This is a genomic window from Bordetella holmesii (assembly GCF_020735985.1).
In the GTDB taxonomy this organism is placed as follows: domain Bacteria; phylum Pseudomonadota; class Gammaproteobacteria; order Burkholderiales; family Burkholderiaceae_B; genus Bordetella; species Bordetella holmesii.
In genome coordinates this window covers 2,737,582-2,751,430 of the sequence record NZ_CP085973.1, presented here as the reverse complement: position 1 = coordinate 2,751,430, position 13,849 = coordinate 2,737,582, and the positions used below count along the sequence as shown (strand labels likewise).

The 13,849-nt window shown below is 64.2% G+C and carries 11 protein-coding genes; all 11 read left to right on the top strand.

Annotation, left to right across the window (positions count from 1 at the left end; genetic code table 11):
- Positions 1-195: 195 nt before the first annotated feature.
- Genes mraZ through LK440_RS13105 form a run of 11 tightly spaced genes read left to right on the top strand, consistent with a single transcriptional unit; the run spans position 196 to position 13,843 of the window.
- Positions 196-624, top strand: a complete 429-nt coding sequence (gene mraZ, locus LK440_RS13155; RefSeq protein ID WP_005011924.1) for a division/cell wall cluster transcriptional repressor MraZ — start codon at positions 196-198, stop codon at positions 622-624.
- An 8-nt stretch (positions 625-632) separates the two neighbouring features.
- Entirely contained in the window at positions 633-1,706 is a 1,074-nt protein-coding gene (gene rsmH / locus LK440_RS13150) for a 16S rRNA (cytosine(1402)-N(4))-methyltransferase RsmH (protein ID WP_005011927.1), read from the top strand.
- Positions 1,706-1,993, top strand: coding sequence for a cell division protein FtsL (gene ftsL / locus LK440_RS13145; RefSeq protein WP_005011928.1), 288 nt, complete (start codon positions 1,706-1,708; stop codon positions 1,991-1,993). The genes rsmH and ftsL overlap by 1 nt, the downstream gene beginning before the upstream one ends.
- A complete protein-coding gene (locus LK440_RS13140; protein ID WP_005018817.1) occupies positions 1,990-3,723 on the top strand; it encodes a peptidoglycan D,D-transpeptidase FtsI family protein in 1,734 nt (577 codons plus the stop codon). The genes ftsL and LK440_RS13140 overlap by 4 nt, the downstream gene beginning before the upstream one ends.
- Positions 3,720-6,542 carry a bifunctional UDP-N-acetylmuramoyl-L-alanyl-D-glutamate--2,6-diaminopimelate ligase MurE/UDP-N-acetylmuramoyl-tripeptide--D-alanyl-D-alanine ligase MurF gene (gene murF, locus LK440_RS13135; RefSeq protein ID WP_005018819.1) on the top strand — a complete coding sequence of 941 codons (2,823 nt, stop codon included), beginning with the start codon at positions 3,720-3,722 and terminating at the stop codon, positions 6,540-6,542. The genes LK440_RS13140 and murF overlap by 4 nt, the downstream gene beginning before the upstream one ends.
- Complete coding sequence (gene mraY / locus LK440_RS13130) at positions 6,532-7,701, top strand: phospho-N-acetylmuramoyl-pentapeptide-transferase (RefSeq protein ID WP_005011947.1); 1,170 nt, start codon at positions 6,532-6,534, stop codon at positions 7,699-7,701. The genes murF and mraY overlap by 11 nt, the downstream gene beginning before the upstream one ends.
- On the top strand, positions 7,698-9,230 hold the full coding sequence (gene murD, locus LK440_RS13125) for a UDP-N-acetylmuramoyl-L-alanine--D-glutamate ligase (protein WP_005011948.1): 1,533 nt from the start codon (positions 7,698-7,700) through the stop codon (positions 9,228-9,230). The genes mraY and murD overlap by 4 nt, the downstream gene beginning before the upstream one ends.
- Positions 9,227-10,420: a putative lipid II flippase FtsW gene (gene ftsW / locus LK440_RS13120; RefSeq protein ID WP_005011949.1), complete on the top strand. Its 1,194-nt coding sequence runs from the start codon at positions 9,227-9,229 to the stop codon at positions 10,418-10,420. The genes murD and ftsW overlap by 4 nt, the downstream gene beginning before the upstream one ends.
- A complete protein-coding gene (gene murG / locus LK440_RS13115; protein ID WP_005011950.1) occupies positions 10,417-11,490 on the top strand; it encodes an undecaprenyldiphospho-muramoylpentapeptide beta-N-acetylglucosaminyltransferase in 1,074 nt (357 codons plus the stop codon). Before ftsW ends, murG begins: the two co-directional genes overlap by 4 nt.
- Positions 11,487-12,893, top strand: coding sequence for a UDP-N-acetylmuramate--L-alanine ligase (gene murC, locus LK440_RS13110; RefSeq protein ID WP_005011951.1), 1,407 nt, complete (start codon positions 11,487-11,489; stop codon positions 12,891-12,893). Before murG ends, murC begins: the two co-directional genes overlap by 4 nt.
- The gene (locus LK440_RS13105; protein WP_005011952.1) at positions 12,890-13,843 is read left to right on the top strand and encodes a D-alanine--D-alanine ligase; all 954 of its coding nucleotides are present in this window, start codon (positions 12,890-12,892) and stop codon (positions 13,841-13,843) included. The genes murC and LK440_RS13105 overlap by 4 nt, the downstream gene beginning before the upstream one ends.
- The last annotated feature ends 6 nt before the right edge of the window (positions 13,844-13,849 follow it).

The window sequence follows — 13,849 nt, the reverse complement described above, 5'->3', positions numbered from 1 at the left end:
ACTTCTTGATTAAGGACTTTGAGTTCGCGGCGCAACATGCTGATTTATCAGGATGTTTTCTCTGTTCCCTCATTTACAAATTGCTCTAAGTCCTTATTGTGATTGAAAAAATTGCAACCGCTGGCTTGACCCTTCCTAAGCCTTCCCGTAGAGTGGGAAAAAGTAGGAATTTGTGCAATTAAGTGGGGCAGATCCGTGTTTCAGGGAAGCAGCGCGCTCACGTTGGATGCCAAGGGCCGGATCTCGATCCCGACCCGGCATCGTGACGCCCTGGTGTCGCAGGCCGAAGGCCGGCTGACCCTGACTCGCCATCCGGATGGCTGCTTGCTGGTCTATCCGCGACCCGAGTGGGAAAAGAAGCGCGAGCAAATCGCGGCCTTTCCGATGTCGGCGCGCGGTTTGCAGCGGCTGCTATTAGGAAATGCCCAGGACGTTGAGATCGACGGTTCCGGCCGGGTCCTCATCGCTCCTGAACTGCGCAACGCTTCCGGAATGACGCGCGACGTGATGCTGCTCGGTATGGGCGCGCACTTCGAGCTCTGGGATGCCGCTTCCCTGGCCCGCCGCGAGGCGGAAGATATGGCCCAGGGGATGCCGGACGTGTTGAATCAGTTTTCGTTCTGAAACCGACTATGGAATTCGAGCACCGGCCCGTTCTGCTGGAGCCGACGGTGGATGCCTTGCTGCAAGCCGATTTTGGCGGCAGGGGCGCCTCTCGCACACGGCCCCGGGATGAGGCGGCCGCAGAAAGCCGGCGCGCTGGCGGCACGTTCGTGGATGGCACGTTTGGCCGTGGCGGCCACAGCCGCGAGCTGCTCAGCCGGCTCGGACCCCAGGCGCGCCTGGTGGTGTTCGATAAAGACCCTCAGGCCATTGCGGTGGCCCAGGCCTTGGCCGCTGAGGATGGGCGGGTGCAGGTGGTGCATGGGGGCTTTGCCACCATGGCCGAAGCTTTGATGGATCGCGGCATCGAACAGGTCGATGGCGTGATGCTGGATCTGGGTGTGTCGTCACCTCAGATCGATGACGCGCAGCGGGGCTTCTCTTTCATGAGAGATGGCCCGCTGGATATGCGGATGGATACGAGCCGTGGCCCCACGGTTGCGGAATGGCTGGCGCAAGCCAGTGTGGAAGAGATGCGGGAGGTGATCGCAGATTATGGCGAAGAACGGTTTGCTTTTCAGGTTGCAAAGGCGATTGCTGCTCGCTGCGCAACACGGCCGCTGCGCACCACGCTCGAGCTTGCCGAGTGCGTCGCCAGCGCCGTCCGCACGCGCGAAAAGGGGCAGCATCCGGCCACACGCACCTTTCAAGCTTTACGGATTTACATCAATCGGGAACTCGAAGAGCTCGCGCGCGCCCTCGCGTCAGCTATAGAGCTGCTTGCCCCAGGGGGGAGGTTGGCAGTGATCAGTTTTCACTCGCTGGAAGATCGGATGGTCAAGCAGTGCATCGCGGCGGCGGCCCGGCCCGCTGCCGCGCATCCGCGCCTGCCTCTGCGGGAAAGCGAATTGCCCCAACCCATTTTGCAATCACTGGGCAAAGTCGTGGCCGATGACGAAGAAGTCGCCGGTAACGCGCGTTCGCGTTCGGCCATTTTGCGTGCGGCCGAGCGCACGGCGCAGTCGCTGCCCGCTGACGGAGCCGCCGGCTTTGTGCCGGCAGTGCCAGGTGCCGCGCCAGCGGCCAAGGGGAGGCGCCGCTGATGGGTCGCGCCAGCCTCATCGTTGCTGCTTTGCTGATGCTCTCGGCCATCTCTCTGGTCACGAGCCGCTACCAGGCGCGCCAACTCTATATCGAGTTGGGGCGTGGGCAGGCCGAAGCGCGCGATCTGGATACCAACTGGCGCAGGCTGCAACTCGAGCGGGCGGAGTTGGCGCGCAACGCGCGTGTTGACCGTGCCGCGCGTGAAGACTTGAAGATGATTCCCATCGTGCCGGACCGCACCATCTATATGGTGCAGCCGGCTCCGATCGTAGGAGGCGCACAGTGAAACGTGTTCCTTTCTTCGACAACCCCGTGTTGCGCGGCCAGTTACCGATGTGGCGTGCGCGCCTGGTGCTGATCATGCTGTTCGCGGGGCTGGCCGTGCTGGCCGGCCGAGCGTTGTTTCTGCAAGGCTTGACCAACGAATTTCTGCAGCAGCAGGGCGAGCGGCGCTATGAGCGCACGCTGACGCTGTCGGCCACACGTGGCAAGATTCTGGATCGTAACAATGTGGTGCTGGCCTCCAGCGTCCCGGCACGCGCCATCTGGGCCATTCCGGAGGACGCCAAGGTCGCCACCCCAGAGCAGATCAATACGCTGGGCAAGCTGCTGGAGATTCCGGCAGCGGAGTTGCGCCGCCGGCTGACCGACGATGACCGAAATTTCGTCTACATCAAGCGCCAGGTGCCCATGGATGTGGCCGACAAGGTCAAGCAGATGGGCTTGCCTGGCATTCATCAGCAGCCCGAGTCTCGCCGCTATTACCCTGAAGGCGAAGTGACAGCCCACATCGTGGGCTTTAATAACGTAGAGGATCAGGGGCAGGAAGGCGTTGAGCTGACCTTCAACCAGCAGCTCTCCGGCCGGCCGGGCTCACGGCGCGTGATCAAGGATCGCCTCGGGCGCGTCATCGAGGATGTGCAGGCCGTCACACTGCCAGTCGACGGCCGTGATCTGCGGCTGTCCATCGACACCCGTCTGCAGTACCTGGTCTACAAAGAGCTGCAGAACGCCCTGGATAAGCACCAGGCACGCGCTGCCACGGCCGTCGTGCTGGACGTGCACACCGGTGAGGTGCTTGCCCTGGCCAATCTGCCGTCGTATGACCCGAATCGCCGCGAGAACTGGAAAGTCACCACGCTGCGCAATCAGGCCATTACCGATACCTTCGAGCCGGGCTCCATCATGAAGCCCTTCACTGCAGCCCTGGCGTTGGATCTGGGGCGCATCAGCACCTCGACCATGTTCGATACGGGCAACGGGCGGTTTCAGTACCAGGGCTCCACCATCAGCGATGTCAGCCGCAATGGCATGCTGGACGTGGCTGGGGTGCTGCGCCGCTCCAGCAATATCGGCATGACCATGATTTCCGAGAAGCTGCAGGCCCGTGAAATGTGGGATCGTTTCACGGAGTTGGGCCTTGGACAGGCACCGCAATTGGGCTTCCCGGGTGCGGCCCCCGGCCGTTTGCGGCCATGGGACCGCTGGCGCCTGATCGAGAAAGCCACGATGGCTTACGGTTATGGCCTGTCGGTGTCGCTGCTGCAAGTCGCGCGGGCCTATACGACCTTCGCCCGCGATGGCGACATGGTGTCGCTGACCTTGGTCAAGCGCGATAGCGACCCGACCAGCGTAAAAATCTATTCGCCTAAAACGACCGCCTTGATCCGCTCCATGCTCGAGGCCGCTGCCGGCCCGGATGGTGCGAAAGCCGCACAGGTGCAGGGCTATCGCGTGGCCGGCAAGAGCGGCACCGCACGCAAAATTGTCGACGGCAAGTACAGCACCCACCGTTATCGCAGCTCCTTCGTGGGTTTTGCGCCAGTCTCCAATCCCAAGGTCGTGGTGGCAGTGTCCATCGATGAGCCGCAGGTCGGCGGCTATTACGGCGGTGCCATCGCCGCGCCGGTGTTTTCCAGCATCGTCGGCGGTACGCTGCGCCTGATGGGTGTGCAACCCGATGCGCCGTTCGAGTCCACCATCGTGGCCGGGGTCGAGGGCGGGGGCGCGCGATGAGTCACGTACGCACCGTCGCCGGGAGCGTTCAGCCGGTCTTGCAGGACCTGCGCGGCCGAGTGGGGGCGCAGGCCGACCTGCACCTGGACTCGCGCGAGGTGCGTCCAGGCGACGTGTTCCTCGCGTGCCGCGGCGTGCATGGCGATGGCCGCCTTTATATCGAGCAGGCGCTGGCTGCGGGCGCGGCGGCAGTGGTCTATGACGCCGATGGGCTGAGTCTGAGCTTGCCGCGAGACACCCGCCTGATGGCCGTGGCAGGCTTGCGCGCCATGCTCGGAGCGCTGGCTGACGCCTGGTACGGCGAGCCTTCGGCCAGCCTGAACGTGCTGGCCGTCACCGGCACCAATGGCAAGACATCGTGCGTGCACTGGCTGGCTCAGGCTCTGACCGGTCTGGGCAAGCCTTGCGGCACGATAGGCACCTTGGGCGGCGTATTGCCGGACGGCCGCTCGTTGGGCGGCAGCCTGACCACGCCGGATGTGGTCACCGTGCACCGCTGGCTGGCGGCCATGCGTGATGCCGGCGCGCAGGCGGTCGCCATGGAGGCGTCGTCCATCGGGCTGGAACAGGGGCGCATGGACCACGTGCGTCTGGTTGTCGCCGGCTTTACGAATCTGACAAGAGATCACCTCGACTACCACGGGACGATGCAGAACTACGAAGCCGCCAAGGCTTTGCTGTTCAATTGGCCCGGGCTGCAGGCCGCGGTGATCAACGCCGACGATCCCGCCGGCCAACGTTTGCTGGCCACCCTGCCGGCGGGGCTTGCCAGCGGATACTCGATCGAATCCGCTGACGCAGAGATCTATGTCTGCGATCTGCAGGCTACCGCGCATGGGCAGGTCTTCACATTGAGGACGGCGCAGGGGGAGGCTCAGGTCGTCACGTCGCTATTGGGGCGGCACAATGTGTCCAATCTGCTGTTGGTGGCGGGCATGCTGCTGAAGCTGGGCTGGCCTGTCTCGGCGGTCACGCGTCAGATCGCAGCGGCCGCAGCCGTCGACGGCCGGCTTCAGACGGTCACGGCGCTGCCATTGGCGGCGCCCTTGACATCGCCTCTGGTCGTGGTGGATTACGCCCACACGCCAGACGCCTTGGCGCGCGCGCTATCGGCGTTGCGGCCTGTCGCGCAGGCGCGCGGTGGCGCGCTCGTGTGCCTGTTCGGTTGCGGCGGAGACCGGGATCCTGGCAAGCGCCCCGAAATGGGTCGAATTGCCTCAGGGCTGGCCGACCGGATCATCGTCTCCAGCGACAACCCGCGCAGCGAATCCCCGCAAGCCATCATCGAGCAGATACTGGCAGGGGTGGGGCAAAGCGGTTCTGTTCAGACCCAGGTCGACCGTGCGTTGGCCATTTTGCAGACCATCTGGGCCAGCAGACCCGAAGACATCGTTCTGCTGGCCGGCAAGGGGCACGAAACCTACCAGGAAATCGCGGGCCGCAAGGTCGCCTTCGATGATCGTGAGTGGGCGCGCGCCGCTTTTGCGTTGTCTCATGTCAGCGGTGTGTCGACCGACACTCGCAGTATCGCTGCCGGGCAACTTTTTGTGGCGTTGGCTGGCGAGTCCTTTGATGGTCATGACTATCTGGCCCAGGCTGCAGCCGCCGGAGCGTGCGCCGCCGTGGTCGCGCATGCCGTGGCCGACGCGGCGCTGCCGCAACTGGTGCTCGGTGACACTCGTCAGGCACTTGGACGTCTGGCTAAAGCCTGGCGGTCGCGCTTTGTGCTGCCTGCGATTGCCGTGACGGGCAGCAATGGCAAAACCACCACCAAGGAAATGATCTCGGCCGTTCTGGCCGATTGGCAGGGCCAGGCACATCGCCTGGCGACGGCCGGCAATTTCAACAATGACATCGGCTTGCCGCTGACGCTGTTGCGGCTGCGCCAGGAGCATCGTGCCGCCGTCTTCGAACTGGGCATGAACCATCCCGGCGAAATCGCACTCCTGGCGCAAATGGCCCAGCCATCGGTGGCTCTGGTCAACAACGCCCAACGCGAGCACCAGGAGTTCATGCATACCGTCGAGGCGGTCGCGCGCGAAAACGGAGCGGTGATTGCGGCATTGCCGGACGATGGGGTGGCTGTCTATCCCGGCGATGATCGTTATACCGCCGTTTGGGACGAATTGGCCGGTGCGCGGCGTGTATTGCGTTTCGGTCTGCAGCCCGGTCTCGATGTCTACGCGCAAGATGTGCGCGCCGATCTGATGGGCACCTTGTGTCGGGTGGTAACACCGGCCGGGGTGGCAGAACTGGCATTGCCCGTGCCTGGTGAGCACAACTTGCGCAACGCGTTGGCCGCGATTGCCTGCGCGCTGGCCGCAGGAGCGCCTTTGGCCAGCGCGATTCGTGCCCTGCAGGGCTTTGCTGCGGTCAAGGGCCGCATGCAACGCAAGGAAATGAGTGACGGAACGCTGCTCATTGATGACACCTACAATGCGAACCCCGATTCGGTACGCGCGGCCATCGAGGTTCTCGCGCAACTGCCCGGCCCGCGCGCACTCGTGCTCGGGGACATGGGCGAAGTCGGGGACAACGGGCCCGCCATGCACCGAGAGGTCGGCGGGTATGCGCGCGATCATGGGATCGACGCGCTGTTCACGCTAGGTGACGCCAGCCGTGCGGCCGCTGCCGAATTCGGCGCGACGGCGCTCGCCTGCGCATCGGTAGACGAAGTCGTTGCCGCATTGCGCGGCCTGGGTGCGGCCAGCGTATTGGTTAAAGGTTCGCGCTTTATGCGCATGGAGCGGGTAGTGACGGCTTTTTCTGTGAACGACAACCAGACGGCCCTCGGCCAAGAGGACAAGCATGCTGCTTGAGATCGCTCGTTGGTTGTCTGACGATGTACGCGCCATCGGGGTGCTGGAGTACATCACCTTGCGCGCCGTGCTGGCGTGCGCCACGGCCTTGCTCATTGGTCTGGCCGCGGGTCCGCGGGTGATTCGCAAGCTGACGGAAATGAAAATCGGCCAGGCCGTACGCGCCTACGGCCCTCAGACCCATCTGGTCAAAACCGGCACGCCCACCATGGGCGGAGCGCTCATTCTGATTTCTATCGCCATCAGCACCTTGTTGTGGGCCGACTGGACCAATCGCTTTGTCTGGGTGGTTCTGCTGGTGACTTTCGGATTTGGCTGGATCGGCTGGATGGATGATTACCGCAAGGTGGTGCATCGCGATCCGGAGGGCATGCCTGCGCGGCAGAAGTTTTTCTGGCAGGCGACGATCGGCCTGGTGGCCGCGGTCTACCTGGCGTTTGCCGTCTCGGCACCGGCCAACACGGAGCTGTGGCCGCTCTTTAAAGCCTGGGTGGTCAGCGGATTCAGCATGCCGCTGCCTACGCGCGCCGATCTGATCGTGCCGTTTTTCAAGTCGGTCAGCTATCCGCTCGGCGTGCTTGGTTTCGTGGCCTTGACCTGGTTTGTGATCGTTGGCACCAGCAACGCCGTCAACTTGACCGACGGCTTGGATGGCCTGGCCATTATGCCCACCGTCATGCTCGGGGGCGCGCTGGGTATTTTTGCCTACGTGGTCGGCCGGGTCGATTACTCCAAGTACTTGTTGTTTCCCTATATCCCGGGAGCTGCCGAACTCATGGTGCTGTGTGCGGCCATAGGGGGGGCGGGGTTGGCGTTCTTGTGGTTCAACGCCTACCCGGCGCAAGTGTTCATGGGTGATGTCGGCGCGCTGGCCTTGGGCGGAGCCCTGGGGACGATCGCCGTGATCGTGCGCCAGGAAATCGTGCTCTTCATCATGGGCGGCGTGTTCGTCGTCGAAACCCTGTCGGTAATGCTGCAGGTGGCCTGGTTCAAATACACAAAGCGACGATACGGGCAGGGTAGGCGGATCTTCAGGATGGCGCCACTGCACCACCATTTCGAGGTTGGCGGCTGGAAGGAAACCCAGGTCGTCGTACGTTTCTGGATCATCAGCATGATGCTGGTGCTGATTGGCCTTTCGACCCTCAAGTTGCGATGAACACTGAAGAAACCTCCCGTGCCGACGCACCGTTGGTCCTGATCCTCGGATTGGGCGAGACGGGCGCGGCCGCTGCGCGCTGGTGCGCACGTGAGGGCGCACGCCTTCGCGTGGCTGACACGCGTACGCAGCCGGGGGGCCTGGATGCCCTGCGCGTGGCGCTGCGCGAGGCTGACGTCCAATACCATCTGGGCTGCGCCAGTCAGTTCGATGAAGCGCTGCTCGATGGCGTCTCGCAACTCGTGCTCAGCCCAGGGCTGTCGCCGGGACAGGAGCCTGCGGCAAGCCTGCTCAGGGCCGCCGCCACACGTGGCGTCGAGGTCGTAGGCGAGATCGAACTGTTTGCGCGCGCGTTGGCTCGTTTGGCTGAGGCACGCGACTACCGGCCACGCGTGCTGGCCGTGACTGGCACCAATGGCAAAACCACGGTGACGGCACTGACCCGGCAGTTGATCGAGGCCAGTGGCCTGAGCGTGCGTGCGGCAGGCAATATCAGCCCGGCTGCGCTGACCGCGCTCATGGAGGCTCTGGATCAAGACCAGCTGCCTGACGTCTGGGTGCTGGAGCTTTCCAGCTTCCAGTTGGAAACCACCCGCAGTCTGAGCGCGGATGCTGCCGTGGTGCTCAATGTCACCCAGGATCATCTGGATTGGCACGGCAGCATGCAGGCCTACTCGCAAGCCAAGGCCCGCCTGCTGACGATGGCGTGTGTGGCGATTGTCAATCGCGATGACCCCCTGACCACCGCGATGGTCAGCGACCTCAAGGGCCTGAACGCGCGCAGCTTCGGGCGTGATCTGCCGCAATGGGTCGGTGATATGGGCCTGGAGCTCGGGCAGGGCGTGTCCTGGCTGGTGGCTTGCGAGCCAAGCGACTTCGACGATCAGGCCGCGCCCGTGCGCCGCAAAAAGGACGCGCCGCCGCCTGTGCGCAATGCTGGCCGCATGAGCCGCTTGATGCCGGTCGATGCCTTGCGCATCCGTGGCGTGCACAACGCGCTCAATGCTCTGGCGGCGTTGCAACTGGCACGGGTGCTCGAGCTGGGCTGGGGAGCCTTGCTGCGCGCGTTGCGCGAGTATGCCGGCGAGCCGCACCGTGCGGCCTTTGTGCGCAACGTAGGCGGCGTTGATTACATCAATGACAGTAAGGGCACCAATGTTGGCGCCACGGTGGCTGCCCTCGAAGGGTTGGGTCAGAGCGTAGTGCTGATTGCCGGCGGGCAGGGCAAAGGACAGGATTTCTCTCCCTTGCGGGCCGTCGTTGCCCGGCATGCCCGTGCCGTCGTGTTGATTGGTGTCGACGGCCCGGCCATTGGCGACATACTGGCCGACACCGGCGTGGTCTTGGTCCAGGCTCAGGACATGCGCGAGGCCGTGCGCCGCTCTGCCGAACTGGCGCAAGCCGGTGATGCCGTGCTGCTGTCGCCGGCCTGCGCCAGCCTGGATATGTTCCGCAACTATCCTCATCGCGGCGAAGTCTTCGCGCAAGAGGTCGATGAGTTGGCCCGCGATCAGGGAGAGGTGGCATGAGCCTGTTTGCCGAGCTGACCGCCAGCGTCAACGCCGTGCGTCCCGGGCGCACCCGTATGCGCAATACCGATCTGCCCCTCATCGTGGCGGCCTCGACGCTGCTGCTGCTGGGTCTGCTCATGGTGTATTCGGCGTCCATCGGCCTGGCTGACGGCCCGCGCTATGCCTCTTACGGCCGCTACTATTTTGTGCTGCGCCATGGGATCTTCGTTGCGGTCGGCCTGGTGGCCGGCGCCGTGGTCCTGACCATGCCGATACGTGTCTGGCAACGCCTGGCCATGCCGTTATTCATGGTGTCGCTGGTGCTGCTGGTGGCCGTACTCATTCCAGGGATTGGTCGCGAGGTCAATGGCGCGCATCGCTGGATCCCGCTGGGGCCCTTGAACTTCCAGCCCTCCGAGCTGATGAAACTGGCCGCTCTTCTCTATGCGGCGGATTACACCGTGCGCAAGCAGGAGCACATGCAGGCTTTTGCGCGCGGTTTTCTCCCCATGGCATGCGCTCTGGGCGGGGTAGGCATGCTGTTGCTGCTCGAGCCGGACCTGGGTGCCTTCATGGTGATCGTCGCCATTGCCATCGGCATCCTGTTTCTGGGCGGCATCAATGGCAAGTATTTCAGCAGTCTTCTGGCGGTGCTGGTGGGCACCTTCCTGATGCTGATCTGGCTGTCGCCGTGGCGCCGCGCCCGGCTGTTTGCCTATCTCGATCCCTGGAATCAGGAGAACGCCTATGGCAGTGCCTACCAGCTCTCTCATTCGCTGATCGCATTGGGACGTGGCGAATGGTTCGGGGTCGGCCTGGGCGCCAGCGTCGAGAAACTGCATTACCTGCCCGAGGCGCATACCGACTTTTTGATGGCAGTCGTGGGCGAGGAGTTGGGCTTTGCCGGCGTCATGCTCGTCATTGTGCTGTTTGGCATCATCGTGCAGCGCGGTTTCGATATCGGCCGGCAGGCCATCGCGATGGAGCGCACCTTTGCCGGTTTGCTGGCCGATGGCGTCGCGATGTGGTTCGGCGTGCAGGCCTTCATCAACATGGGGGTCTGCCTGGGGCTTTTGCCGACCAAGGGGCTGACCCTGCCGCTGATGAGTTATGGCGGTTCGGGCATTGTGATGAACCTCTGCGCCCTGGCCATGCTGTTGCGGGTCGACTACGAGAACCGCACGATGATGCGCGGGGGCCGCGTATGAGCGCGCCCACCATTCTCATCATGGCCGGAGGCACCGGCGGGCACATCATGCCGGGCCTGGCCGTCGCCGATATCCTGCGCCAGCGCGGCTGGCAGGTGCGCTGGCTGGGCAACCCCGACAAAATGGAAGGCAAGCTCGTGCCGGCTCAGGGCATCGCCCTGGCTCCGCTGCGCTTTCGGGGGGTACGGGGGCGCGGTGCCGCTGCGCTCGTGAAGCTGCCCTTGCTCCTGACCCGAGCCGTGGTGCAGGCCTGGGGCCATCTGTCGGCCATCAAGCCCGATGTGGTGCTGGGCATGGGGGGGTATGTGGCCTTCCCGGGCGGGCTGGTCGCGGCATTGCGACGCACTCCCATGGTGATCCACGAGCAGAACGCTGTGGCAGGCACGGCCAATCGCTGGCTGGCGCGCATGGCCAACCGTGTGCTCACGGGCTTTCCGAATGTGTTGCCGGGCGCGGATGACGTCGGTAACCCCGTTCGGGCCGACGTGTGCAAGCTGCCTGCGCCGGCGCTGCGTTACGCCGAGCGCCAGGGGCCGTTGCGCGTCCTGGTGGTGGGCGGGTCGTTGGGGGCTCAGGCGCTCAATACCGTGGTGCCGCAGGCGTTGGCCCGCATTGCACCGCAGCAGCGGCCGGTGGTCGTTCACCAGGCGGGCGCTCAGCATTTGCAGGCTCTCCAATCCGCGTACGCGCAGGCTGGCGTGCAGGCCGAGTGCCTGCCTTTCATCGAGGATATGGCAGGCGCGCTGGCCAATTCGGATCTGCTGATCTGCCGTTCGGGCGCCATGACGGTGGCCGAAGTGGCTGCAGCGGGCGTGGCGGCGTTGTTCGTGCCGTTTCCGCATGCCATCGACGATCACCAGACCACCAATGCCCGTTATCTGAGCGAGGTGCAGGCTGCCTGGCTGCAAGCGCAAAACGCTCTTACCCCAGAATGGCTGGCCGGCTGGCTGGGGCAGCGCAATCGTCCTGAACTTCAAGCCGTCGCCGAGCGGGCGCGCGCACAAGCGCGCCCGGATGCGGCGGAACATATCGCCGACGTCTGCATGGCGGCAGCGAGGCGTCGATCATGAAACATCGTATCCAACATATCCATTTTGTCGGCGTGGGCGGCTCGGGCATGAGCGGCATCGCCGAGGTTTTGCTCAATCTGGGCTACCGCGTCAGCGGCTCCGATCTGAACGAGTCGGCCGTGACCCGGCGCCTGGCCGATCTGGGGCTGCAGGTTGCCATCGGCCATGCGGCCGAGAACGTGGCGGGTGCCGATGCCATCGTCACCTCGACCGCCGTGGCCGGCGACAACCCCGAGGTCATCGCCGCGCGTGCCGCACGCATCCCGGTGGTGCCGCGCGCGGTCATGCTGGCCGAGCTCATGCGGCTCAAGCGCGGCATCGCCGTGGCGGGCACGCATGGCAAAACCACCACGACCAGCCTGGTTGCCAGCGTGCTGGCTGCCGGTGAACTGGATCCCACTTTCGTGATCGGCGGGCGCTTGAATTCCGCCGGCGCCAACGCGCAACTGGGCCAGGGCGAGTTCATCGTGGTCGAGGCGGATGAGTCGGATGCTTCTTTCCTGAATCTCCTGCCGGTGATGGCCATCATCACCAACATCGACGCCGATCACATGGATACCTATGGGCACGATGTGGCGCGCCTCAAGAGCGCCTTCATCGAGTTCACGCAGCGTTTGCCGTTCTACGGTTCGGCCGTGCTGTGCGTCGACGACGCCAATGTGCGCGAAATCATGCCTTTCGTGTCGCGGCCCATTACGACCTATGGATTGAACGCCGAAGCACAAGTGCGCGCCGAGAACGTGCGTGCCGAGGGCACTCGCATGCGCTTTACGGTGCGCCGTCGCGACCGCGATATCGAGTTGCCGACGCTGGAGGTCGAACTGAACCTGCCTGGTCTGCACAATGTGCGCAACGCGCTTGCAGCGATCGCCGTGGCCTCCGAGCTGGGTGTATCCGATGAGGCCATCTGTCAGGCGCTGGCCGCCTTCAAGGGCGTGGGCCGTCGCTTCACGCAATGGGGGGATTTCCCCGTTTCGGCCGAGCACGGAGGCGGCAAGTACACCGTGGTCGACGATTATGGCCACCACCCGGTGGAAATGGCCGCGACGCTGGCCGCTGCCCGTGGCGCATGGCCGCAACGGCGCATCGTGCTGGCCTTCCAGCCACATCGTTATACACGCACCCGCGATTGCTTCGAAGATTTCGTGCGCGTTCTGGGTACGGCCGATGCCGTGCTGCTGACCGAGGTCTACGCGGCCGGAGAGGCGCCCTTGGTGGCCGCCGATGGGCGCGCCTTGTCGCGTGCGTTGCGCGTGACCGGCAAGGTCGAGCCGGTGTTTGTCGAGAATGTGACAGAGCTGCCCCAGACCGTACGCGGTTTCATGCGCGACGGCGACGTGCTGATCATCATGGGGGCGGGTTCCATCAGCAAGGTTCCATCCCAGTTGGGAGAGTGGGCATGACGCACGATTTCGGAAAAGTTGGCGTGCTCTATGGCGGCCGGTCCGCCGAGCGTGAGGTCTCGTTGATGTCGGGCGCGGGAGTGCATGACGCACTGCGCAGCGCGGGCGTGGATGCTCATCTGTTCGATACCGGTTTGCAGGGGTTGGCCGAGTTGCAGGCGGCAGGATTCGATCGGGTCTTCATTGCGTTGCATGGCCGTTATGGCGAGGATGGCGCCATTCAGGGGGCGCTGGAGCTTCTGAACATCCCCTACACCGGCAGTGGCGTGGCCGCGTCGGCGGTGGCGATGGACAAGATACTGACTAAGCGCATCTGGCTGCAGCATGGCCTGCCGACGCCCGCCTTCGAAGAAATCGATGGGCAGACCGATCTGCGCCAGGTGCCGGACCGTTTGGGGCTGCCGCTCATTCTCAAGCCGCCGCATGAGGGTTCGACGGTCGGGATCACCAAGGTCGCCGGCTATTCGGATATCAAGCAGGCTTACGCCTCTGCATCGCATTTCGACGAAGTCGTCCTGGCCGAGCAGTTCGTGCGCGGCCGCGAGTTGACCGTCGCCGTGCTGGGCACCGGGCGGGGCGCCCGCGCCTTGCCTGTCATTGAGATCGTCGCGCCCGATGGCAACTACGACTACCAGAATAAGTATTTCACCGACGACACCAAATATTTCTGCCCGGCCGATCTGCCCGAGGGCGTGGCCGCGGACGTCGAGCGAATCGCCGTGCTGGCCTATCGTGTTCTGGGTTGCGAAGGATGGGGGCGCGCCGACTTCATCCTCGATGACCAGAACCGGCCCTGGCTGCTGGAATTGAATACATCGCCTGGCATGACAAGCCACTCCTTGGTCCCCATGGCTGCTCGCGCGGTCGGCCTGAACTACGCCGACCTTTGCGTGGCCATTCTGGCCGAAGCCTCCTGCAAGCTGCGCGCTGCGGCGCGTACTGAACAATAGGATCCC

Excerpts from the sequence above, each read along its gene's own strand:
- rsmH (WP_005011927.1), top strand. The coding sequence starts at position 633 with ATGGAATTCGAGCACCGGCCCGTTCTGCTGGAGCCGACGGTGGATGCC.
- murC (WP_005011951.1), top strand. The coding sequence starts at position 11,487 with ATGAAACATCGTATCCAACATATCCATTTTGTCGGCGTGGGCGGCTCG.
- ftsW (WP_005011949.1), top strand. The coding sequence starts at position 9,227 with ATGAGCCTGTTTGCCGAGCTGACCGCCAGCGTCAACGCCGTGCGTCCC.
- LK440_RS13105 (WP_005011952.1), top strand. The coding sequence starts at position 12,890 with ATGACGCACGATTTCGGAAAAGTTGGCGTGCTCTATGGCGGCCGGTCC.
- ftsL (WP_005011928.1), top strand. The coding sequence starts at position 1,706 with ATGGGTCGCGCCAGCCTCATCGTTGCTGCTTTGCTGATGCTCTCGGCC.
- murD (WP_005011948.1), top strand. The coding sequence starts at position 7,698 with ATGAACACTGAAGAAACCTCCCGTGCCGACGCACCGTTGGTCCTGATC.
- mraY (WP_005011947.1), top strand. The coding sequence starts at position 6,532 with ATGCTGCTTGAGATCGCTCGTTGGTTGTCTGACGATGTACGCGCCATC.
- murG (WP_005011950.1), top strand. The coding sequence starts at position 10,417 with ATGAGCGCGCCCACCATTCTCATCATGGCCGGAGGCACCGGCGGGCAC.
- murF (WP_005018819.1), top strand. The coding sequence starts at position 3,720 with ATGAGTCACGTACGCACCGTCGCCGGGAGCGTTCAGCCGGTCTTGCAG.